This window comes from uncultured Acinetobacter sp. (genome assembly GCF_947626835.1).
Classification (GTDB): domain Bacteria; phylum Pseudomonadota; class Gammaproteobacteria; order Pseudomonadales; family Moraxellaceae; genus Acinetobacter.
The window spans coordinates 1-21,548 of sequence record NZ_CANQTS010000032.1 but is presented as its reverse complement, the minus strand read 5'-3'; the positions used below and the strand labels follow the sequence as shown (position 1 = coordinate 21,548).

The 21,548-nt window shown below is 42.3% G+C and carries 20 protein-coding genes; 6 read left to right on the top strand and 14 right to left on the bottom strand.

Translation table 11 applies throughout. The features are described from left to right. Positions 1-56: 56 nt before the first annotated feature. Positions 57-1,148: a 3-deoxy-7-phosphoheptulonate synthase gene (locus tag Q0Z55_RS10800; RefSeq protein ID WP_297428339.1), complete on the top strand. Its 1,092-nt coding sequence runs from the start codon at positions 57-59 to the stop codon at positions 1,146-1,148. Between the two features lie 79 nt (positions 1,149-1,227). Then, the gene (locus Q0Z55_RS10795) at positions 1,228-1,752 is read left to right on the top strand and encodes a protein tyrosine phosphatase family protein (RefSeq protein ID WP_297428337.1); all 525 of its coding nucleotides are present in this window, start codon (positions 1,228-1,230) and stop codon (positions 1,750-1,752) included. Here the strand turns inward: Q0Z55_RS10795 and ispF are convergent. Next, positions 1,740-2,231: a 2-C-methyl-D-erythritol 2,4-cyclodiphosphate synthase gene (gene ispF, locus Q0Z55_RS10790; RefSeq protein ID WP_297428334.1), complete on the bottom strand. Its 492-nt coding sequence runs from the start codon at positions 2,229-2,231 to the stop codon at positions 1,740-1,742. The genes Q0Z55_RS10795 and ispF overlap by 13 nt on opposite strands. 100 nt (positions 2,232-2,331) lie before the next feature. Between ispF and Q0Z55_RS10785 the strand changes: the two genes are divergently transcribed. Beyond that, positions 2,332-2,964: a hypothetical protein gene (locus Q0Z55_RS10785; protein ID WP_297428331.1), complete on the top strand. Its 633-nt coding sequence runs from the start codon at positions 2,332-2,334 to the stop codon at positions 2,962-2,964. On the opposite strand, the gene Q0Z55_RS10780 is transcribed toward Q0Z55_RS10785, so the two are convergent. From Q0Z55_RS10780 to Q0Z55_RS10750, 7 genes are all read right to left on the bottom strand, one after another. Further along, on the bottom strand, positions 2,961-4,205 hold the full coding sequence (locus Q0Z55_RS10780) for a D-amino acid dehydrogenase (RefSeq protein ID WP_297428328.1): 1,245 nt from the start codon (positions 4,203-4,205) through the stop codon (positions 2,961-2,963). The genes Q0Z55_RS10785 and Q0Z55_RS10780 overlap by 4 nt on opposite strands. 236 nt (positions 4,206-4,441) lie before the next feature. After that, positions 4,442-5,575: a rod shape-determining protein RodA gene (rodA, locus tag Q0Z55_RS10775; RefSeq protein WP_297428323.1), complete on the bottom strand. Its 1,134-nt coding sequence runs from the start codon at positions 5,573-5,575 to the stop codon at positions 4,442-4,444. Positions 5,576-5,682: 107 nt separating this feature from the next. After that, a complete protein-coding gene (gene ispD / locus Q0Z55_RS10770) occupies positions 5,683-6,408 on the bottom strand; it encodes a 2-C-methyl-D-erythritol 4-phosphate cytidylyltransferase (protein ID WP_297428320.1) in 726 nt (241 codons plus the stop codon). Beyond that, positions 6,365-6,769 carry a cell division protein FtsB gene (ftsB, locus tag Q0Z55_RS10765; protein ID WP_297428318.1) on the bottom strand — a complete coding sequence of 135 codons (405 nt, stop codon included), beginning with the start codon at positions 6,767-6,769 and terminating at the stop codon, positions 6,365-6,367. Before ftsB ends, ispD begins: the two co-directional genes overlap by 44 nt. 7 nt (positions 6,770-6,776) lie before the next feature. After that, positions 6,777-8,066 carry a phosphopyruvate hydratase gene (gene eno, locus Q0Z55_RS10760; RefSeq protein ID WP_297428314.1) on the bottom strand — a complete coding sequence of 430 codons (1,290 nt, stop codon included), beginning with the start codon at positions 8,064-8,066 and terminating at the stop codon, positions 6,777-6,779. 64 nt (positions 8,067-8,130) lie between these two features. Further along, complete coding sequence (kdsA, locus tag Q0Z55_RS10755) at positions 8,131-8,988, bottom strand: 3-deoxy-8-phosphooctulonate synthase (protein ID WP_297428311.1); 858 nt, start codon at positions 8,986-8,988, stop codon at positions 8,131-8,133. A 28-nt stretch (positions 8,989-9,016) separates the two neighbouring features. After that, positions 9,017-10,657, bottom strand: a complete 1,641-nt coding sequence (locus tag Q0Z55_RS10750) for a CTP synthase (protein WP_297428306.1) — start codon at positions 10,655-10,657, stop codon at positions 9,017-9,019. Positions 10,658-10,883: 226 nt separating this feature from the next. Between Q0Z55_RS10750 and Q0Z55_RS10745 the strand changes: the two genes are divergently transcribed. Beyond that, a complete protein-coding gene (locus tag Q0Z55_RS10745; RefSeq protein ID WP_297428303.1) occupies positions 10,884-11,363 on the top strand; it encodes an internalin in 480 nt (159 codons plus the stop codon). Here the strand turns inward: Q0Z55_RS10745 and Q0Z55_RS10740 are convergent. The 5 genes from Q0Z55_RS10740 to Q0Z55_RS10720 form a co-directional block, all read right to left on the bottom strand. Next, positions 11,360-12,499 carry an alpha/beta fold hydrolase gene (locus Q0Z55_RS10740; protein ID WP_297428300.1) on the bottom strand — a complete coding sequence of 380 codons (1,140 nt, stop codon included), beginning with the start codon at positions 12,497-12,499 and terminating at the stop codon, positions 11,360-11,362. The genes Q0Z55_RS10745 and Q0Z55_RS10740 overlap by 4 nt on opposite strands. Positions 12,500-12,642: 143 nt before the next feature. After that, positions 12,643-14,667: an NADPH-dependent 2,4-dienoyl-CoA reductase gene (locus tag Q0Z55_RS10735; RefSeq protein WP_297428297.1), complete on the bottom strand. Its 2,025-nt coding sequence runs from the start codon at positions 14,665-14,667 to the stop codon at positions 12,643-12,645. 265 nt (positions 14,668-14,932) lie between these two features. Further along, complete coding sequence (locus Q0Z55_RS10730; protein WP_297428294.1) at positions 14,933-16,180, bottom strand: CaiB/BaiF CoA-transferase family protein; 1,248 nt, start codon at positions 16,178-16,180, stop codon at positions 14,933-14,935. Positions 16,181-16,229: 49 nt separating this feature from the next. Beyond that, positions 16,230-17,600 carry an MFS transporter gene (locus Q0Z55_RS10725; RefSeq protein ID WP_297428291.1) on the bottom strand — a complete coding sequence of 457 codons (1,371 nt, stop codon included), beginning with the start codon at positions 17,598-17,600 and terminating at the stop codon, positions 16,230-16,232. 158 nt (positions 17,601-17,758) lie between these two features. After that, the gene (locus tag Q0Z55_RS10720) at positions 17,759-18,979 is read right to left on the bottom strand and encodes an acyl-CoA dehydrogenase (protein WP_297428288.1); all 1,221 of its coding nucleotides are present in this window, start codon (positions 18,977-18,979) and stop codon (positions 17,759-17,761) included. A 180-nt stretch (positions 18,980-19,159) separates the two neighbouring features. On the opposite strand from Q0Z55_RS10720, the gene Q0Z55_RS10715 reads away from it, so the two are divergent. Both Q0Z55_RS10715 and Q0Z55_RS10710 read left to right on the top strand, forming a co-directional pair. Beyond that, positions 19,160-20,086: a LysR substrate-binding domain-containing protein gene (locus tag Q0Z55_RS10715; protein ID WP_297428285.1), complete on the top strand. Its 927-nt coding sequence runs from the start codon at positions 19,160-19,162 to the stop codon at positions 20,084-20,086. 5 nt (positions 20,087-20,091) lie between these two features. Then, positions 20,092-20,796, top strand: a complete 705-nt coding sequence (locus Q0Z55_RS10710; protein ID WP_297428282.1) for an NAD-dependent deacylase — start codon at positions 20,092-20,094, stop codon at positions 20,794-20,796. Here the strand turns inward: Q0Z55_RS10710 and Q0Z55_RS10705 are convergent. Continuing rightward, the gene (locus Q0Z55_RS10705; protein WP_297428280.1) at positions 20,777-21,472 is read right to left on the bottom strand and encodes a DNA polymerase III subunit gamma/tau C-terminal domain-containing protein; all 696 of its coding nucleotides are present in this window, start codon (positions 21,470-21,472) and stop codon (positions 20,777-20,779) included. The two genes, Q0Z55_RS10710 and Q0Z55_RS10705, sit on opposite strands and share 20 nt — an antisense overlap. Between the last annotated feature and the right edge of the window lie 76 nt (positions 21,473-21,548).

The window sequence follows — 21,548 nt, the reverse complement described above, 5'->3', positions numbered from 1 at the left end:
CGTGCTATATTCAAGCTAGAAACTTTTTTTATTTGTAGATCAAACCAGTGACGGCAATGAATACACGACAGTCAACTCCAATTACACAATCTGACATTGATGACGTGAATGTAAAAAGCATTCAGCCACTTGTAACGCCTGCTGAGCTTAAAGCAGAATTACCGTTGACTGAAACTGCTTATCAAACCGTCCTTAACGGTCGTGAAACCATTCGTAAAATCTTAGATGGTCAAGATCCACGCTTATTTGTGGTGATTGGTCCATGTTCAATTCATGATCCAGCAGCCGCGCATGACTATGCAGATCGCCTCAAAGTCTTAAGCGAAAAAGTCAAAGATACCCTGTATATTGTGATGCGCGTGTACTTTGAAAAACCACGTACTACAGTCGGTTGGAAAGGTTTAATTAACGACCCTGACATGAACGACTCATTTAATATTGAAAAAGGTTTACGTTTAGGGCGTAAATTATTGCTTGAGTTAAATGAAAAAGGCTTACCTTGTGCCACAGAAGCACTTGACCCTAACTCACCGCAATATTACCAAGATTTAATTTCATGGTCAGCCATTGGTGCACGTACCACCGAAAGCCAAACACACCGTGAAATGTCTTCAGGTTTATCTTCACCTGTGGGCTTTAAAAATGGTACAGATGGCGGCTTAACCGTGGCAACCAATGCCATGCAATCGGTTAAACACGGGCATAGCTTCTTAGGTTTAAATGAAGCAGGTCAAGTGTCTGTGATTCATACCTCAGGTAACCCATACGCACACGTAGTATTACGTGGTGGTAATGGCAAACCAAACTATGATGCAGGCTCAGTTGCTGATGCAGAAGCAGCTCTCGCTAAAGCTAAAGTCAGCAATAAAATCATGATTGATGCCAGCCACGCCAACTCAAATAAAGACCCGTACTTACAACCATTAGTACTGCGCAATATCACTGAGCAAATTCTAGATGGTAACAATTCCATTGTAGGCTTAATGGTAGAGAGTCACTTAAAAGGCGGTCGCCAAGATATTCCAGCCAATTTATGTGATTTAGAATATGGCAAATCTGTGACGGATGGCTGTATTGATTGGGACACCACTGAACAAGTTTTACTTGAAATGCATGAAGCGCTTAAAGATGTATTAGTCAATCGCTAATCGCTCGCGCTATACTAAAGACGTCATCTTAGGATGGCGTTTTTTTATTTGGATACAATAAGAATGAAGGCAGCGCACCATGAATGAACTTGAAACGCATTTAAGTCAAATAAAGCATTTCCAATTTGTGCATGAGCATTTATTTACCTCAGGTCAACCCAGTGCCGAAGATTTCGCCCAAATTAAGGCCTATGGGGTCACCACTATCATCAATTTGGCTTTAAACGATGCCCAACAACATCTCCCGCATGAAGATCAAATCTGTTTAGATTTGGGTCTTAACTATTTACAAATTCCCATTTCTTTAGAGACACCCTCACCTGACCAATGCATTTTGGTCCTTGATTTAATTGATCATTTGGTGGGCGAGCAAATGCTGTGGCTACATTGTGAGAATAATCAACAGGTCAGCAGTTTGATGTATGTCTATCGTCAATATTATATGAATATGGATATGCCAACTGCACAGGCACTTTTGCACGATGTATGGGAACCAGATTCAACATGGACAGGTTTAATTCATGCGGTCACTTTACAACTGCAAGGTCGTAAAGCAACCCAAGAACTGAATTTGTCTTTAATGAAAGCCGATCATTTTGCTTGACGGCTAATCAGTACGGTCGCTGTAGATAAAATTCCTTCTTGGCGACCGGTAAAACCTAATTTTTCGGTGGTGGTGGCTTTTACACTAATTTGATTGACATCGACCTCTAACACATCGGCAATACTTTGACGCATGGCTAAATTATGTGGTGCAAGTTTAGGGCGTTCACACGCCACAGTAATATCGGCATTATTCAGCACATAACCACGATCTAAAATCAATTGATAGACTTTTTGAAGTAACACACGGCTGTCAGCACCTTTAAATTGAGGATCGGTGTCGGGAAAATGCTGTCCAATATCACCTAAAGCTAAGGCACCAAGTAAGGCATCACTTAAAGCATGTAGCACTACATCACCATCGGAATGCGCCTTTAAGCCTTGGGTATGTGGAATTTGGATGCCTGCTAAGGTGACAAAGTCCCCTGCTTCAAAGGCGTGTACGTCTATACCCTGACCAATGCGTAGTTGTGGCATCATGGCCTTGCTCCCAAACAAATAAATTGTAGAAATGTTGTATTGATGCTTTTGATTTCGCTATATTAGCAAGCAGCATAATCTTGACAAAGTATAAGCGATCATGGCGCAAAATACCGACCTTTCCATCTTTAAAAGCCTCGTCTTATGGACGCTGTTGGGCATGAGTCCTCTTACCACGGCAAGTCTCTTTGATTGCGAGCAATCACGCCAAGGTTTATGCAATGACACTTTAAAACAGCCGCGTAACACATTGCAACAACAGCATCTAACCGCACTTTTGGTGACCGATGCACCGCTACGTTTATTACATGATACACACACACTTTGGCTCAATCGTGCCAAACAATGCAAAACGCTACGTTGCTATCAACAACAGATTGATGCGCGTTTAGACGATTTAAAAATTTATACTTCACTCAACCAAACCATGACGCAGCATTATATTAAATTTGAGCAAGCTCAGATTGCCAACCCCGCTGTACATTTAAAGATTCATCAACTCAGCAAAGACAGTGTTAAAATTGAAGGGTGGGCTTATCGTAGTCCCAATAATCGCCCCGATCGGCAAGTGATTAATTTTTTAGCCTATAGCACACATCAAGACAAAACCAAGATTGTGGACAACGAACATGATTGCCATTATCACTTTGCCTATAGCAAAGCCTTATTAGTGGTCAGTAGCCAACAACTAGGTTGTGAACGCTTTAATGGCGTGTACCGACTCTACGACTAAAGCGGATGCTCGGCCAAAATTTCTTGGCTCACCATCACGGCCGTTGCAGCCGAGAGTGTCCACCCCAAATGACCATGCCCTGTATTATAAAAGATGCGTTCTCGTTTACCACGCCCCACCACAGGCAGCATATTCGGCATCATAGGGCGTAAGCCAGTCCACGGTATGCAATGTTCTGTTGAGAGTGAAAAATTACGATTGACCCAATCAATTAAGGGTTGAATTCGATCGGCTCGAATATCACGATTATAGCCATTAAATTCTGCGGTTCCTGCTACCCGCAGTCGATCTTTGCCTAAACGTGAAGTGACAATTTTGGCACTTTCATCCAGCAAACTGACCCACGGTGCATTGTTTTGGCTCAAGGTATCATTCAGTTGAACGGTGATTGAATAGCCTTTGACAGGATAAATATTGACCCGATCACCCAACTGGCGTGACAGCGAATAGCTGTTCACGCCTGCACAGACCACAATAGCATCTGCGCGTATGGTTTGCCTGACATGCGCATCTGCGTGCATGTTTTCGCCACTGGCATGGTAAATCACATCAACACCCTGTGCATGCTGTTTTAGCTGACTCACCTGCACACCATATATATACTGCACGCCATATTTTTGTGAGGCATGCGCTAGACCCAACGTAAATTTATGGATATCACCGGTTGCATCGCCCGGACAATAAAAACCTGCATAGTAATTGCCAGTTAGTGTTGGCTCAATGTTTTGGATATCACTGACAGTGACTGCATGGCGCTCTAAGCCTCCACTACACAACAAATCATTCACCCGCATCGCAACATCATAATCATGCTGAGTATGATAAAAATGTAAAATGCCGCGTTTTTCTAAATTAAATTCGATCTGTTCTTGTTCGGCTATATCAAATAGACGTTGCCGTGCCAACAGCGCCATCTTTACCGTGTCTCGGGTATTTTGCTCATAATGTTTAATATTGCCTAAAAATTCGATGAGCCAGGCATATTTATGCAAATCAAAAGATGGATTGAGCAATAAAGGGGCGGTTTTTTGCGACATCCACTTTAAGCCTTTAAGCACAGTGGCTTTTTGATTCCACACTTCGGCATTACAAGCAGACAGTTGCCCACCATTGGCAAAAGAGGTTTCCATGGCAGGATATAAGTGCTGATCCAGCACAGTCACTTGATAGCCCAAACGTGCTAATTCATAGGCTGAAGTGACGCCTGTAATTCCTGCACCAATCACAATAATATGTGGCATAGTTGGCTCCTTTAGGATGTATTATTTTGTTTTTATTTATTTTTTGAGCTCAGCATACCTAAAGAGGTGCTTGATGAATTAGATATAACATAGTTTATAACTTGAGTAAAAATTATCTATTTATGTAAGCCCATCGGAGCAACATCATTTTTTTGCTGATGATTAACAGGTATAAAAAACACTTAGGCTATTTTAAAAATACATATAAAAAAGCCTCTTTATGAGGCTTCAATCATTTAACGATGGGTATGTACCGACATCACAATGCCCATACTGGCCATTAAGGAAATCACCGCAGTTCCACCATAGCTCATAAATGGCAATGGATCACCTGTCACAGGTAAAATCCCACTCACCATGCCTGAGTTTAAAAACACAAAGAAGAAAATGGTTAAACCTACGGTACTTGCATATAACTTACCAAAATTATGAAAGCTGTTTAAACCAATCATCAAACAGCGAAAAATAATGGCAGCATATAAACAAATTAAAGCAAATACCCCAATAAAACCAAACTCTTCGGCAAAGGTCGACATAATAAAGTCGGTATGATGCTCAGGCAAATAACCCAAATGTGACTGCGTACCTTCTAAATAACCTTTGCCACTTAAACCACCCGAACCAATGGCAATCTTGGATTGGATAATGTTCCAACCGGCACCCAAAGCATCAGATTCTGGATCAAACAAGGTTAAAATACGCTTTTTTTGGTACTCTTGTAAAAAGAACATCCATAATGCAGGTGCCGCAACCAAAAATGCTCCAATGGCAGTACCAATATATTTCCACGACATACCGCTTAAAAACAAGACAAAAATACCAGGAATAATCAAACCAATATTTAAATCCGGTTGTAACACCACCAAAACAAATGGCACTAACATAATAAACAATGCGATACAGATATGGCTAAATTTAGGTGGAAATGGGCGTAGTGAAAAATACCAAGCCATCATGAGTGGCATGGCAAATTTCATAAATTCACTCGGTTGCATACTGCCAATACCGGGTAGACTGATCCAACGCTTTGCCCCCAAACGCCGCTCACCCACAAATAGCACCAAAATCAACAAGATTAACGACAGCAAATAGAGATATGGACTGACGGCTTGATAAACTTTAGGCGGTACTTGTGCTAAAACAAACAGCAAAATAAAGCCAATGCCAAAACTAATGGCCTGACGCAATACCATCGCGCTGTCTTGAGAAGCACTATAGACCACACATAAGCCTAGGGTCGCATTTAACAATAAAAAGCATAATAACCAAGGATCAATATGCAGTTTGGTCCAACGTGATGCATCACGTTTCATGCTTAAACCGTCACGAACACCATGACGTAAAAAGCGATACTGCTGAGAAGGTATCATTGCAAAGGCATTAACGCAAAAAAAGACAAGGCGAAAATTATAAGAGTAAAGTGTTAAGGATTAAACAGTTTTACTCAGTTGTTTTCAGCTTTAACAGCAATTGCTTGTTATTGTTGCGCATTTAAAATTAAACGTGCCAGTTCTAAATCATCAGGATAAGTAATTTTTAAGTTATCAGCGCGACCTTGTACCACATCTACCTGATGTCCTGCATATTCTAAGGCACTGGCTTCATCAGTGATATTCACCCCTGCTGCTAAGGCTGACTCAATAGCAGCTTTTAACGTACCTAAAGGTGCCATTTGCGGCGTTTGGGCTTGCCATAACTCACGACGGTCAACCGTGTGTAAAATCTGTGGTGCTGTTGCTACGCGTTTTAAAGTATCACGTACTGGAATTGCCACAATACTGCTATTTTGGCTGCTTAAAGCATGTTCAACCAAATCAAGTAACGTCTCTTCACTTACACAAGGGCGCGCAGCATCATGTACCAAGACCCAATCATTGGGATCGGCAATCTCAGTTAAATAATTGAGTGCATTTAACACAGAATCGACCCGCTCATTGCCGCCTTGGCAAAAATGCAAACGCTGTGGATAGACAAAATTTAAGCTTTTTACCACATCGTCTTGCGGGCTAACGGCCAACACATAACCACTTAAAGGCAGGCTATTTAAACGTGCAACGGTATGTTCAAGTACTGTGCGTTCTTGAATCAGTTGATATTGTTTTAATTGGGTTTTAGAAAAGCGACTTCCCGAGCCTGCGGCAGGTAACACTAACCATAATTTATGGGGTAATGGGCTGTTCAGGGATCGGACTGTCTGCTTCATTGGTGCGAGGATCTACTTTAGCGTTAGGATCGATATAAATCGGCTTATATTGGGTACTAATGGTACTCATTTGCACAAAGGTTTCATTGGGTTTAATTAAACCTAAATCTAACCGTGCATGTTCTTCAATGGCTTCAATACCATTTTTTAAATCATATACTTCTGCTGCAAGGACACGATTACGTTCCTTGAGTTCTTGATTGTCTTGAATTTGTTGTTGAATTTTTTGCATCAGTTGCAGGTGTTCATGATGACCACCTTCACCAAGCCAATACTTATATTGAAACCCTGCGATCAAAACGATCGCAAGGCCCAACAGTACTTTACTCGATTTCGAGTCGAATACATTTAACATTGACATCTGTCGCTTAGTTTAAACCTTTAAACTCAGCTTTACCGCGGTAAGCGGCGTTTGTCAATTCTTCAATACGAAGCAATTGGTTATATTTGGCTACGCGGTCAGAACGGCAAAGTGAACCCGTCTTGATTTGACCTGCACCTGTACCTACTGCGATATCAGCAATCGTTGAATCTTCTGTTTCACCTGAACGATGTGAAATAACAGTTGAGTAACCATTGGCTTTAGCAAGATAGATCGCATCTAAAGTCTCAGTCAACGTACCAATTTGGTTGTATTTAATTAAAATAGAATTACCTACTTTTTCATTAATACCACGTTGAAGGATTTTAGGGTTGGTAACAAATAAATCGTCGCCCACCAACTGAATTTTGTCGCCAAGAATTTCTGTTAAGTAAGACCAACCTTCCCAATCAGACTCATCTAAACCATCTTCAATTGAGATAATTGGGTATTGGTTGACTAAACCTGCAAGGTAGTCAGAGAATTGGTTGCTTGTGAATGCTTTGTTGCCTTCACCTGCAAGAATGTACTGACCATTTTTGTAAAATTCTGAAGATGCACAGTCAAGCGCAAGCATAATGTCAGAACCTGCTTTGTAGCCAGTTTGACCAATTGCTTCTAAAATAACTGTGATTGCTTCTTCGTTAGAGCGTAAGTTTGGCGCAAACCCCCCCTCATCACCCACTGCAGTGTTTAAACCTTTTTTGTTTAATACCGATTTTAGTGAGTGGAAAATTTCCGCACCCGCACGAAGCGCTTCAGAGAATGAAGTAAAGCCTACAGGCTCGATCATAAATTCCTGAATATCAACGTTGTTGTCTGCGTGTGAACCACCATTGATGATGTTCATCATTGGTACAGGCATGGTTAAGATGCTGTTGTTACGAAGGTCTGCAATGTATTGGAAAAGTGGAGTTTTCTTTTCATCAGCAGCAGCACGCGCAGCAGCTAAAGACACTGCTAAAGTTGCGTTTGCACCTAATTTTTCTTTGTTTTCAGTACCGTCAAGCGCGATCATCGTGTTATCGATGTCTTTTTGCTCAAATACTGATTTACCCACTAAAGCGTCACGAATTAACGTATTTACGTTATTGACCGCAGTCTTAACGCCTTTGCCTAAATAGCGTGCTTTATCGCCATCACGAAGTTCTAAAGCTTCACGAGAACCAGTTGAAGCACCAGATGGTGCACATGCACGGCCAACTACGCCAGAGGCTAAGATTACGTCTGCTTCGATGGTTGGGTTACCACGAGAGTCTAAAATTTCACGTGCACGAATGTCAACGATTTGGCTCATGAACAATTCCTCAGTTGATTAATAAAAATGATGCGTCAAAAAAGACGCATCAAGGTATATCGATTTAATGGGTATCTAATGCCTCAAAACCTTTGACTAAGGTATCGAGTTGCTTAAGCTGTGCTAAGAATGGCTCAAGTTGAGATAAACGTAGCGCACACGGACCATCGCACTTGGCTTGGTCTGGATTTGGATGGGCTTCTAAAAATAAACCAGCAAGACCTGTGGCCATACCTGCACGGGCAAGTGTGGTAATTTGCGCACGACGACCACCAGCAGAATCACTACGACCGCCTGGGGTTTGCAAAGCATGCGTAACATCAAAAAATACCGGCACATTCATCTGTTTCATGCTATCAAAGCCGAGCATATCAACCACAAGGTTGTTATAGCCAAACGCTGAACCACGTTCACACAGAATCAGTTTGTCATTGCCCGCCTCTAAACACTTATGCAAAATATGGCGCATTTCGTGAGGTGCTAAGAATTGGGCTTTTTTGATGTTAATAATCGCATCGGTCTTTGCCATGGCTTCAACAAGATCGGTTTGACGGCTTAAAAATGCCGGCAATTGAATAATGTCTGCCACTTCAGCCACAGGTGCGGCTTGATACGGTTCATGTACATCGGTAATGATGGGCACATTGAAATGTTTTTTAATGTCAGCTAACCATTCCAAGCCTTTTTCAAGACCCGGGCCACGGTACGAATTCAAGCTTGAACGATTGGCTTTATCAAAACTGGCCTTAAATACATAAGGAATACCTAAACGTGTACAAATGTCCACGTAGGTTTGTGCAATTTCAAAAGCCAAGTCTTTTGACTCAAGTACATTCATGCCGCCGAATAGTACAAATGGCAAATGGTTGGCCATCTGTATATCGCCTAAACGTACAATCTCTTGTGGTGTTAATTGTGACATTTAAACATTCCTCGTGATTAAACAACCATTACTTGGTTTTTTGGTACTGCTGTTTGGCAGCATCAATGAAGCTGGCAAATAATGGATGACCATCGCGTGGTGAGCTGGTAAATTCTGGGTGGAATTGTACCGCAATAAACCAAGGATGCGCAGGAATTTCAACCGTTTCAACCAAATGTTGTACTGGTGAATAACCTGAAATTTTCATGCCTTTTTCTTCTAAAGCAGGAATAAAACGGTTGTTCATTTCATAACGGTGACGGTGACGCTCAATGATCTCTGTTGAACCATAGACTTGGGCAGTTTTTGTACCTGCAACCAATTCTGATTTTTGTGCACCTAAACGCATAGTACCGCCAAGGTCAGAATCAGCAGAACGCTGTTGAACTTCACCACGTTCATCTAACCATTCAGTAATTAAACCAATCAATGGTGATTTAGTTGAGCGGTTAAATTCAGTTGAAGTTGCATCAGAAATGCCTGCAACATTACGTGCGTATTCAATCACAGCAAGTTGCATACCTAAGCAAATACCCAAGAATGGTACACCGTTTTCACGCGCGAATTGAATCGCTTGCATTTTACCTTCAGTACCACGCTCACCAAAGCCACCCGGCACTAAGATTGCATCAGCATCTTTAAGTACTTGTGCTGCATCTTGGCTTTCAAGCTCTTCAGCATTCACGTAGTCAATTTGAACTTTCACGCGGTTTTGAATACCGGCATGTAATAATGCTTCGTTCACTGATTTATAAGCATCAGGAAGTTCCACATACTTACCGACCATGGCAACACGAACAGTGTATTCAGGGTTCAATAAAGCTTCTACAACGTTATCCCAATCGGTTAAATCCGCTTCTGGTAAATCGTTGTAACCAAAACGTTCACAAATTAAATCATCAACATTTTGTTCATAGAAGGTACGTGGAATTTGGTAAATACTACGCGCATCTTTACATACCACTACCGCACGCGCTTCAACGTTGGTAAACAACGCAATTTTACGTGTAGTGTCAGCATCCACATCATATTCAGTACGGCAAATCAGAATGTCTGGCTGAATACCAATCGACAATAATTCTTTTACAGAGTGCTGCGTTGGCTTAGTTTTTAACTCTGCTGCTGACTTAATATATGGGAGTAACGTTAAGTGCATCAGCATGGTACGTTTATGACCAAGTTCAACCATTAACTGACGTACAGATTCCATAAATGGTAGAGATTCGATATCACCTACTGTACCGCCAATTTCAACGATTGCCACGTCATAGCCTTCGCCTGCACGTAACACACGCTCTTTAATATTATCCGTAATATGAGGAATAACTTGTACTGTACCGCCTAAGTAGTCACCACGACGTTCTTTATTTAAAACATCTTGGTAAACACGGCCTGATGTAAAGTTATTGAGTTTGGTCATTTTCGCACGACGTAAGAAACGTTCGTAATAACCCAAATCTAAGTCAGTTTCGGCACCATCCTCTGTGACGAAAACTTCACCATGCTGGAATGGGCTCATTGTCCCTGGATCGACATTAATGTATGGATCCATTTTGACCATGGTCACTTTTAAACCACGGGCTTCTAAAAGTGCAGCAACAGAAGCAGCTGAAATACCTTTACCTAGTGATGAAACTACACCACCAGTCACGAAAATAAAATGGGTCATTGGGTTTCTCGTACAATCGAGCCTAAATCGGCCTGCAATGTTGCGCAATTTTACTTTACTCTGCACCAATAAAGCAAAGTCATTGTGCATCAATTCATAGAACAATAAACAATTGGTTATTGTAACAGCAATTGATTAAAAAAATTAGGGGCTGTTTTGATGATTTTTCTATTGCATTTTATGGTTATAATAGGTTTATCCATCTAATGCGTTATTTTGTGCAGTTATGAATAAGAAACTTTTAATCTGTGGTGCAATTGCAATCGGCCTTGTCTTAAGTGCATGTGTAAAAAAAGAAACGCCTGCTGAAGAACAAAACACACCTGTTGAGACGCAAGCAACTCAGCCTAGCCCTGAGCCAAAGTTTGAAAACTTAACCCCAACTGAACCTGCCTCAGTTGCTGTGGCTACTGCTGATGCAGATGTTGCAAATAAAAAAGTGGAAATTATCCGTGAAGACACGGAAAACACCTCAACGGAAATTCGTCGTGAAATTCGCGCTGTTGAAGAGCCTGCGCCAAAGCCTGAAACACCAAAACCTGAGCCTAAGCCTGAACCAAAACCAGAAGCGCCAAAACCTGAGCCTAAGCCTGAACCAAAACCAGAAGCGCCAAAACCTGCACCAAGCCAAAACAGTAACACGCCTTCATCACAAGATGATGCGATTGCCGCTGCGATTGCTGCTGCAACACCTGCGCTTGACTAAGCCATATAGCGACTCAAAAACCCAGCTTGGCTGGGTTTTTTTGGCTCTACAATGCGTGCATATTGTCTAAAATACTCGGCAATACACACACTTGCCCAAGACTGAGTTTTTAATATCCCTTGATAAAACACACAATGACTGCCCTTGGTGGTGGTAATCACCAGAATATTGGGCATACTGGCAAGTTTTTGTTTATAAGGCATTAAATTATGAATATGACAGATTGGATCATCTTCGGCATTTAATACCACCAATGGAATTTTAATCTGATCTATCACATAAATAGGATTGACTGCTTGGGCATAACTGCCATAGTCAAAAAATCCTGCCAGTTCAATATAGGCATGTTCAAATTCTGCTAGGGTTTTGACTTGAAGTAAATGATCTAAATTATTCCATTGCCATGTTTTTTGATAAGGTTGAATAAAAGCCTTAAACAATTTCTTGGTCATCCATTTACTATAAACAGGATGTACTTTGTAAAAACCCTGCTCACTGTCATAACCTGGACTTAAAGCAAATGCAGCTTTAAATGGGGTCTTGTCGCTTTCTTCGCCTAAATAACGCACCAATAAGCCCGTGCCTGCTGATGAACCAACCGCATATAAATCTGAATCCGGATAGTGCTTTTGGATATAAGCAATCTGTTCACGTAGGTCGTCGGTTGAACCCAATAAGTTAATTTTAGGCACGGTTAAAGGCAAATTGGCATGCCCACGGCGCAAACATAATGCAATACGCCAACCGGTATAATGATGTAAGTCGTGTACCAATTCGCGCATACTTTCGGGGCTGCCAGTTAAAGTATGCATCAGTATAATTGTGGGTGTGGTGGGACTTAATTTTTGCCCATACCAAGCAATGGCAGTAATACCACCATCTTGCATGGTGAGCTGTTCAATTTGGTCATATTGCAAGCGAATACGATGCCTTTTAAATAAATCAAAATACAATACTTGGGCATGGGCATTGATCAACCACGGCGTTGGGCGATATTTTTGTTGTAAGTATTTAAGTTCAGGGACAAGCTGACGAAAAATCCCATGTGGATGATAATCCAAACGTGGTGCCGCTGCCCCTAGCCAAGTATCGACATAAGCATGTAACGATTGACTCAGTTGTTGTAATTTAAGCATCGCATACTCCTTTATACAATTTACATTAACTCAAAGTCACAGTTGTTCTCCTAAAAAATTGATCTCAATGCTTTACTATACGCCGCGCTTAAAATACCTACATGTCGCAATTGATCACGATAAATGCGAATAAATGTAAAGCCTTATAGACTTGCTGCTAAATATGCCCCATCTTGAATGGCGCGTTTGGCATCTAACTCACCTGCAAGTTTCGCGCCACCAATCACATGTACAGATTGTCCTGCCTGTTGTAATACCTCATAAAATGGCGCATAAGATTCTTGCCCTGCACAAATCACAATATGATCGACATCGAGTAAAATAGGTTGCTGATCGATTTGAATATGTAGCCCCTGATCATCAATTTTTTGATACTGCACCTGATTGAACATCTGTACATTACGCTGTTTTAAGCCACTGCGATGAATCCAACCTGTGGTTTTACCTAAACCTGAACCCACATTGCTGGCTTTACGTTGCAGTAAAAAAATCTCACGGGCTGAAGCTTGTGGCTTGGGCTGTTTTAATCCGCCTTCATATTGGTATTTTGGGTCAATGCCCCACTCATCATAAAATGCTTGTGGATCAAGACTGCTGCTTTGGCCCACATGGCTTAAAAACTCTGCGCTATCAAAACCAATACCACCTGCGCCAATAATCGCGACGCGTTGCCCCACCGCTGCACCTTGTTTTAATACCTCTAAATAACTCAGTACCTTGGGATGGTCTATACCGGGAATATCCAATTGGCGCGGCTTAACTCCTGTTGCTAGTACAATATCATCAAACTGATGGTCAATTAATTCTTGTGCTTTGACCTGATAACCGAGCACCAATTTAATATTCGGCTGTAATTCAAGTTGGCGTTTAAAATAACGAAGGGTCTCATAAAACTCTTCTTTGCCCGGAATGGTTTTGGCAATGTTAAATTGCCCGCCAATCTGAGGACTGGCTTCAAACAAGGTCACCAAATGACCGCGTTCGGCAGCATGTAAAGCAAAGCTAAGACCTGCAGGTCCTGCACCCAATACCGCGATATTTTTGGCCTGCTCTACAGGCGTCATGACCAGCTCGGTTTCGTGACAAGCCCTTGGATTCACCAAACATGAGGTCAGTTTGCCACTAAAAAGATGATCTAAACAGGCTTGATTACAACCAATACAGGTATTGATTTCATCGCTGCGATTTTGTTCAGCCTTGAGTAAAAATTGTGGGTCGGCTAAAAATGGCCGTGCCATAGAGACCACATCTGCATGCCCTTCAGCTAACACATGCTCTGCCATGGCAGGCGTATTAATACGATTAGAGGTAATCAGTGGGATGTTAACTGCTGATTTTAAACGCTGAGTGACCCAAGTAAATGCAGCACGTGGCACTTTGGTGGCAATGGTCGGAATACGCGCTTCATGCCAACCAATACCGGTATTAATTAAGGTAGCACCTGCTTTTTCAATCGCTTTAGCTAATTCAATCACTTCAGCTAAGCTTGAGCCGCCCTCAACCAAATCTAGCATGGATAAACGATAGATAATCATAAAATGTTCACCTACCGCTTGGCGTGTACGCCGTACAATCTCAATAGCAAGACGAATGCGATTGGCATAACTGCCTCCCCAAGCATCATCACGATGATTGGTACGTTTGGCAATAAATTGATTGATTAAGTAGCCTTCGGAACCCATGATTTCAACCCCATCATAACCAGCAGATTGGGCTAATTGGGCACAGTTCACAAAATCAGCAATGGTTTGTTCAATTTCGCTCGCAGTCAAGGCATGAGGTAGAATGGGATTAATCGGGGCAGCAAGTGCCGAAGGTGCCACAGCATTTTTTTGATGTGAATAGCGTCCGGTATGCAAAATTTGCAAGGCAATTTTTGCACCTGCATCATGTACCGCTTGGGTAATGATTTTATGCGGCTCAGCTTCGGCTTGCGTGGTGAGTTTACTGGCACCGGCTCGGGTTAAACCTGCACGATTGGGTGCAATCCCACCTGTCACAATCAATCCTACACCGCCACGGGCACGCTCGGCATAAAAGGCGGCAAGGCGTGCATAACCATTGGGTGCTTCTTCTAAGCCAACATGCATTGAACCCATAATGACGCGATTTTTAAGTGTGGTGAAGCCTAAATCTAAAGGGCTAAATAAATGGGGATAAACTGACATAACGCACTCCTTGCTTGTGTCTTTCATTTATAGAACTGATTGAGGGGACTTGCAAGCAGTGATGTAATCGCTGACATATTCACCACAATGGATGGCTAAAATGTCTTGAATTACCTAACCCTATACAGTGACTCTTTCAATTAAATGCAATAAAAAATACCGTGCAAGTGCAATTCAATCCTCTAAACCCCTAGTCGTCTTAAAACAAAAAAGCTGCTGATATTGGTGGTCAACATCAACAGCTTTTTATAGATAAAAAGGATATTTAAGCGACTGTAGCCACTTGTGGACTCAGGCTTTCAATGACCCCTGCCGCTTGCAGTTGTTGTAATTGTTCAGGGCTATAAAATTCACTTAATACCTGCTCGGTATGTTCACCCAATTGTGGCGGTGCATGACGATATTCCACAGGCGTCTCTGAGAGTTTAATCGGTGAGCCAATCACCTTAAACTCTGGATTTAAGCCATGCGGTATATTGACCACCAAACCACGATGTTGAATTTGTGGTTCAGCCAAGGCATCTTCAACTGAGTTAATCACGCCCACAGGAACTTTAACGGCATGAATTTTACTGACCCAAGCTTCAGCAGGTTGGGTTTTAAAATATGCGCTGAGTAAATCCACTAATTCAGCACGATGTTTCACCCGATCTTGATTACGCTGAAACTTTGGATTGTCTAATAATTCACTTAAGCCAATGGCAATACATAAATCTTTAAACTGTTTATCGTTACCACAGGCAATAATAAATTCTTTGTCTTGGGCCATAAAAGTTTGATACGGCACAATATTAGGATGATGATTGCCCATGCGTACAGGGGATTGACCACTGGTTAAGTAGTTCATACCTTGATTGGCTAAACTTGCCACTTGTACATCTAGCAAGGACATATCAATGTATTGCCCACGTCCGGTATGCTGACGTGCCAACAATGCCGCTTGAATGGCAATGGTTGAATACAGACCAGTTTGCAAATCCACCACCGCAACACCGACTTTTTGTGCGCCAGCTCCGGGTAAACCATCTTTTTCACCGGTAATACTCATTAAGCCTGACATACCTTGAATAATAAAGTCATAGCCGGGTTCATCGGCACGCGGACCATCTTGTCCAAAACCAGTAATCGAGCAGTAAACTAAATTTGGATTTAAAGCACTTAAACTTGGGTAATCTAAACCGTATTTGGCCAGTGAACCAGCTTTATAGTTTTCAATCACCACATCGGCCGTTTTGGCAATTTCACGAATAATCTCTTGACCTTGAGCTGAGGAGATATCCACCGCCACAGAATACTTATTACGGTTGGCACATTGATAATAACCTGATTCACGCGTGGCTTGACCTTGGGCATTAGGCATCCAAGGTGGGCCCCACATACGGGTATCATCACCGACCTGTGGACGCTCAATTTTAATCACTTCAGCGCCTAAATCTGCCAAAATCTGCCCACACCAAGGGCCTGCTAAAACACGACTTAAATCTAAAACTCGAATTCCTTGTAACGCACCCATAAGGCTCTCCTGCAAGCTAAGCAGATGCTTAGCCTGACTTGATCTGTGGTTATTTTAAATTGGCGGGGGTAGCCGTCGCCGGAGGTGGCATCTCTACAGGCTCATCATCAGTTTTCACCAATTTTGATTGCTGTGGATCATATTGACGCTCACGAATCAACAGACCTGGAATCACCCCTGCAATAAAGTACGCTGCACCCATTACAATAAAGGCCATGGTAAATGAGCTACCTGCGGCAATCATCCCAATGGTCGCTGGTGCAATCGCAGCGCCCAAACGACCCATGTTATAGGCGCCGCCAATGGCTGTACCACGGACATCAGTTGAGAAGCTTTCTGCCATATAAGTGGCATTTACGCCGTATGGAATACCGTATAAGAAACCAAAAGTAATCAATAAGTAAGCAATATTGTCTGGCGTATTAAAGAAAATAATCACCGGTAAAAATGCGGCTGTAGTCACTGTACCAAACACAAAGGTGACACGGCGACCAAGTTTATCGGCTGCATAACCGGCAATAATTTTACCTAAGATCATTGCGGTATATGCACCCACCATATACCCAGTCAGTGACTTAAAGTTCATGTTCAGTTCGGTTTCAAGATACATCGGCATCCAGTTGTTGACACCGTAATAGCCAAATTGCAAGAAGGCGGCTGTACCCATCCACAGTAAAAACATTTTACGATGCTGTTGATGACCAAAAATACGTTTATAAATACTCTCAGAAGGTGCTTGTACCGCTTGGGCTTGTGGCACTTCAAGTTGCAACTGTTTACGTTTTAACTGCTCAATTTTAGCTTCTTGCCATGCCGCAGGTTCTGGTACCAAACGCATGAAGAACAATGCAAATGCCGCCGGAATAATCGTCACATAAAACAGCATACGCCAACCGTGATCAGGAATAATGGCGCCAGCCATTAAGGTTGCCACGATATAACCCACCGTTTGACCCGTTTGCAGTGTGCCCAAAACAGTAGTACGGTATTTGGTCCGTACATATTCAGCCATTAAGGTGTTACAGGCCATATATAACGAACCCAAACCAAATGCACCAATAAAACGCAAAATCATGAACTGCTCATAAGTTTGGGTAAAACCTAACACACAGGTCATAATCGAGAAAAACACCACCGACCATGCAATGGTTTTCACTCGTCCAAACTTGTCACAGGCCCAACCACCGGTAATACCACCCAAGGCCATGCCTGCTAAAGATGCACTCCCGAGCATACCTGCTTCAAAGGTGCTGAGTCCAAACTCTGCCTTTAGGCTACTTAAACTAAAGGACAACAGCATAATGTCTACGCCATCAATCACTAAAGAGACGAAAGCGAAGATAAAAGCCAATTTCCAAGTATTTTTATGAATTTTATGTGCAGTACCGACGTTAGACGGTAATTTTATAGTCGAATCCATCAACGATATTCCTCATTTTCCCAAATGAGCTCTCTTGGGTAATGGGCGGTCTTCATGACCTTATTGTATTAATTTACCCAAGATACACTTTTTTTAGACAGCATTGACCTAAAGGTGTGCCCTCATGGCACACCTCGTTTTATTTTAAATTTATGATTTTAGTTAGAAAAAGCTGCAATACCTGTTTGCGCACGACCTAAAATTAAGGCATGTACATCGTGTGTGCCTTCATAGGTATTCACGACTTCTAAATTGACCAAATGACGTGCCACACCAAACTCATCACTAATGCCGTTACCGCCCATCATATCGCGCGCTAAACGCGCAATCTCAAGCGCTTTACCACAGTTATTACGTTTAATTAAGGACGTGCCCTCAACCGCTGCAATACCTTCATCTTTCATACGACCAAAACGTAATGCCACTTGTAAACCTAAAGCAATTTCAGTTTGCATATCGGCCAATTTCTTTTGAATTAATTGATTGGCAGCCAATGGACGACCAAACTGTTTACGGTCCATGGTGTATTGATGTGCAGTGTGCCAACAAAATTCTGCAGCGCCCATGGCACCCCATGCAATACCGTAACGTGCACTATTAAGACAGGTAAATGGACCTTTTAAACCACGCACTTCAGGAAAGGCATTTTCCTCAGGAACAAACACCTCATCCATCACGATTTCACCCGTGATTGAGGCACGTAAACCCACTTTGCCATGAATGGCAGGTGCGGATAGTCCTTCCCAACCTTTTTCTAAAATAAAGCCGCGAATATCACCCACATGACCAGCTTCAGATACTTCTTTGGCCCAAACCACAAATACATCGGCAATCGGACTATTGGTGATCCACATTTTTGCGCCGCTTAAACGGTAGCCACCAGCAACTTTTTTAGCACGCGTGATCATACTGCCCGGATCTGAACCATGGTCAGGTTCGGTTAAGCCAAAGCAGCCAATATATTCGCCTGTTGCCAATTTTGGCAAATATTTTTGTTTTTGCTCTTCTGAACCAAATTCGTTAATCGGCACCATGACCAAAGAACTTTGTACGCTGGCCATCGAACGGTAACCTGAATCAACATATTCAATTTCACGCGCCACCAAACCATAGCTGACATAGTTTAAACCTGCACCGCCATATTGTTCTGGAATGGTGGGACCCAGTAAGCCCAATTCACCCATTTCACGAAAAATCGTAGCATCGGTTTTTTCATGACGAAATTGTTCTAGTACACGCGGTTGTAGACGATCTTGACAGTAAGCATGTGCTGTATCGCGGATCATGCGTTCTTCTTCAGTCAGTTGTTGCTCAATTAAGAATGGATCCTGCCAATCGAATTGAACTTTGGTTTTTTTAGTATTGAGCATTTGATTCATTGCATCCTCTGCGCTTGATCATGTTTTGATTATTTAAGTTGATCGTAGTGCAAAAGTAGGCTCTGATTCAAACGATAATTTTGCATATAGCTATGCATATTACACATAACTCAAAGCAGTTTATGGGTTAAAATAGACAAAAATGACCTAAATACGCATACCTAAACATGAGAATATTACATGCGCCGACAAATTCCCCCTTTACAAAGTTTATTGTGTTTTAGCGCTGCCGCTCGGCATTTAAGCTATACCCACGCCGCCCAAGAACTTTTTATGAGCCAAAGTGCAGTATCACGACAGATTCAGCATTTAGAAGAATTTTTACAACTGAGTGTCTTTCATCGAACACGTTATGGCGTGGAACTCACCCCTGCAGGTCAACAGTATTACCAGCAGATTCAACCCTATTTAGAGGGCTTAGAGCGCGCAACTTTAGATCTGATGGCACATAAAGGTTTAGGCGGTACACTTAAAATTGGCGTGGTGCCAACCTTCGCCACACGTTGGCTTTTGCCTAAATTACAAGCCTTTAATCAACTGCATCCTGAAATCATTATTCATTTGGCCACCAGCACCAAACCATTTTTATTTCATGACAATATGTTTGATGCTGCGATCTATGCCGGCACTCCACAACAAGTCCAGCAATGGCCGGGGATTCAACATCATTTTTTAATGCCTGAAGATGTGGTTGCCGTGTGTTCACCCAGTTTAATTCAAGATTATTTTCCCAATGCACAACCCAACCTACAAGGTCAATATGATTTAACGGCTGAGCAATTAACCCAATTGCCCTTGTTGCAACAAACCACGCGTCCGAGTATTTGGCAAGAATGGTTTCATAGTGCAGGGATATTGCACCCGAATGCCCATGACGGACAACGGCATGAATTATTTTCCATGCTCGCTGTGGCTGCGACACACCACATGGGCATGGCATTGATTCCACAAATGCTGCTTGAAAAGGAACTCAAAGATGGCAGTTTAGTAATTGCATCCCAACATCAATTACATGGCAGTCGCAGTTATTATTTAATTCATGCCGATGGCGATACCTCGCCATTACTGGCAAAATTTGTACAATGGTTAAAAACCGTGGTGGAGTAACCGCAATGCAAAAATTAGTGGTATTTTCAGGTGCAGGCATGAGTGCCGAAAGTGGTATTCAAACCTTTCGCAACAGTGATGGTTTATGGGAACAACACCGTGTTGAAGATGTGGCAACGCCAACCGCTTGGGCAAAAAATCCTGAATTAGTACAACGTTTTTATAATGCACGGCGTAAAAATATCTTACAGGCTCAGCCAAATGCTGCACATCGTGTGATTGCCCAATTACAACAGTATTTTGCGGTACAGGTCATTACTCAAAATATTGATGATTTACATGAACGTGCCGGTAGCCGCCAAGTACTACATTTACATGGCAATATTCGCTTTGCCAGAAGCTCAGCGCCCAATGCCAATCCAAATATGCTCTACCCAATTCAAGGTGATCATTTAGATCTACAACGTGACTTATGCCCACAAGGTTATCCGCTGCGCCCACACGTAGTATGGTTTGGTGAGGATGTACCGGCTTATAGTGAGGCAGAACACATGGTACAGCAGGCAGATATCTTTGTGGTGATTGGCACCAGTTTAAAAGTCTATCCTGTGGCAGGCTTGGTTCATCATGTAAACCCCAATGCCCAAGCCTACTATATTGACCCAAACGCTCAAGCACAGCATTTACCTACGCAGTATAAAAAAATTGCGCTGAGTGCAACCCAAGGCTTAAGTCAGTTGGTAGAGCAACTCATTCAAGGCGCCACTTAATTTCGACGTTGTCTAAACTGGCATCAAATTGCTTAATCAATGCTTTAATCACCGGTTCATGTTGCAATAAATCCACGGCGCGTTGCTGTGCCAACTGTTTACGCTTGGCTTGTACATGATAAGGCGTTGTGGCACTCACCTCTTGGTATTGAATGCTAAAACGTGTGTTTGGCCATGTCGTTTTCAGCGCTTGTTCTAAATGATTGTGCAGCGAACTTAATAATTGTTCATATTGGGGTGAAATCATAAAAACTGAGTCAGCATCAATCTGACCTTGCATTAAGCCATGTTGTGCCAACTCTTGTAGTGCAGGACTTAACTCAGACTGTCTAAACCAATATTCCCATTTTTCTAGTGTCCATTCACCGCTTAACTCTTGTTTGGGCACTTGTAAAATGTCTTGTGGCATCTGGGATGCATCGACCACCAAAGCAGGTTCAACTAAATTTTGTGCTTTTGCTGTGGTAAACAGATCATCTGTTGGGGCAAAATTTTGCTCAATAACTTCTTGATTTTGTTGTTCTTGAGCTACTAAATCCAATGGAGTAGCTTCAGGTGCTAAAAAGAACACCTCATCCGGCAAACTGTGCTCTGCTGCGGCAATATCTTCACCTAAATCAAAATCCATGAGTTGATTGTTGGCTGTAAAGACCACTTGATTTGCATCAGATTCCACAGATTCCACAGATTCCACAGATTCCACAGATTCCACAGATTCCACAGATTCCACAGATTCCACAGATTCCACAGAT